The following is a 1,611-nucleotide window of genomic DNA, read 5'->3' as shown; positions in this document are numbered from 1 at the left end:
GGGTTACCCGCGACAAGTCACCCGTCATCGCTAAAGCCACAGCATCACGAATAGAGGATTTACCCGCGCCGTTCGCACCCGATACGAATACGATTTTCTTCGGGTTTTCGATATCGGCTTCTTTAATGCCAAGCAGATTATTAATTGATAGTTTTGTTAGTTTCATGTCGTTACCCCAAGTCTAAAGTAGCTGGTTTTCTGGATGGTGCTGGTTGTTTTGTTTCAACTGGCGGATTCTCTTCTGCCTGTTGAACTGGTTCTTTCTTCTCACCATCGTCTATAATTTCGCCTGTTTCGGTATCAACAGCAGGAGCATTAACAGCCGGTTTTCTCAGATCATCCACGCTCACTGAATAAGCACCACTCTGGTCTTGCACGGCATCGTAAATATCCTCTATTTCCTCCGCTGCGCTCAATCCCATAGCTAACTCAGGCGCATAGGCTCGTTGCCAAAAAGATGCTGATCGGTAAACAAACATCTGGTCAGGCATGGTTTTCCATTTGCTGCCGTTTTTGCTATCCCACCCTTCGGCCTTGACCATTTGCCAAGTAACCCATATACCATCAAGCCGCTCACCCGTTGATTTTTCAATTGCCCATGCTCTACAGCCATAATCCAGTTCTCCAGGCTTGCCTTTCCACTCGTAACGCAAAGCGGTAAATCTGCCGCATGCATTCACGGTCGCAATCAGAAACTTCGACGCCCATGATGGTGTGCCATGTACTATGTAGAGTGATTGCATGATCATCAGCGGTGATGCTCCGATCCGTTCAGCCATATCCAGCGCGATCATGCAGTTGGCGATGTTCCCTTGGTACTGTTTTGGCACTAGCTCTGATGATGCGAAGCCTTTTGCTATACGTTGCATAAGCTCGAATGATTGTAGGTTGAAAAATCCTGCATTCACCTGCGGCAATTGCGCTGCCTTGATTGATGGGTTTTTTAATTCTTGTAGCTTAGTTGCCTGCTCCATTTTGCTCTCCTTATTTATAAATGCTTGTCTTGTGGTGTGTAGTCCTGTATTGTCCCGTCACGCCCCGTCCGGTCCAGTCGCGGCTAGTTCTATTCCTGAAACAACCTTAAAACCTTCCCTATCGGTAACGCCTGGTGATCAATCTTCACTTGGTTCTCAATCAATTTCTCGCTGCCAGGCTTTGCTAACTCTTTATGAACAGCGAACATAGAAATATTCGTGTTGTGCTTAATCTTGTTTTCTGGCGTGAGGTTGTCGTAGTCAACGCAAGCCGATTCACGCAACCCCTTATTTGCCACGCGCTTAATGTGCAGGAATCTTGAATCCGCCGTGCCGGGTATCTCCTCATTCTTAAGCCGCTTAATCCCTACATTGGGGATCGCGCTGAATACGATCCTGTGATCGTTCATGCACGCGTTTCTCGCTGATGTAAGCGCATACCGACATGTCTTTTGCACTGATCTTCCTATCAGTTGGTCTAGCTCTTCATAGGTAACAATCTCGCCTTCTTTACATTGAGAGATGCGGTTGTAAATCAGCTTGCTCTCAATCGATGGTTGTGCAATTGTTCTTTTCCCTTCCTGATTAAATAATCTACTCATGGTATTTCCTTTGGTTAAAAAGTTGTCTTGTGTTG

General features: G+C 46.3%; 3 protein-coding genes. All 3 read right to left on the bottom strand.

Going from position 1 to position 1,611, the window contains the following annotated elements; translation table 11 throughout:
- The coding region (locus J5I83_RS14600) for an AAA family ATPase (RefSeq protein WP_369683427.1) at window positions 1-166 on the bottom strand (166 nt) is incomplete at its 3' end.
- A 4-nt stretch (window positions 167-170) separates the two neighbouring features.
- A complete protein-coding gene (locus tag J5I83_RS12780; protein WP_304056710.1) occupies window positions 171-974 on the bottom strand; it encodes a hypothetical protein in 804 nt (267 codons plus the stop codon).
- An 89-nt stretch (window positions 975-1,063) separates the two neighbouring features.
- Window positions 1,064-1,611 (bottom strand): hypothetical protein (locus J5I83_RS12775; protein WP_304056709.1); only part of this gene is annotated, 548 nt, incomplete at its 5' end.

The sequence above is a fragment of the Nitrosomonas communis genome (assembly GCF_024102715.1).
In the GTDB taxonomy this organism is placed as follows: Bacteria; Pseudomonadota; Gammaproteobacteria; order Burkholderiales; family Nitrosomonadaceae; genus Nitrosomonas; species Nitrosomonas communis_B.
This window is presented reverse-complemented; position numbering and strand designations above follow the sequence as displayed.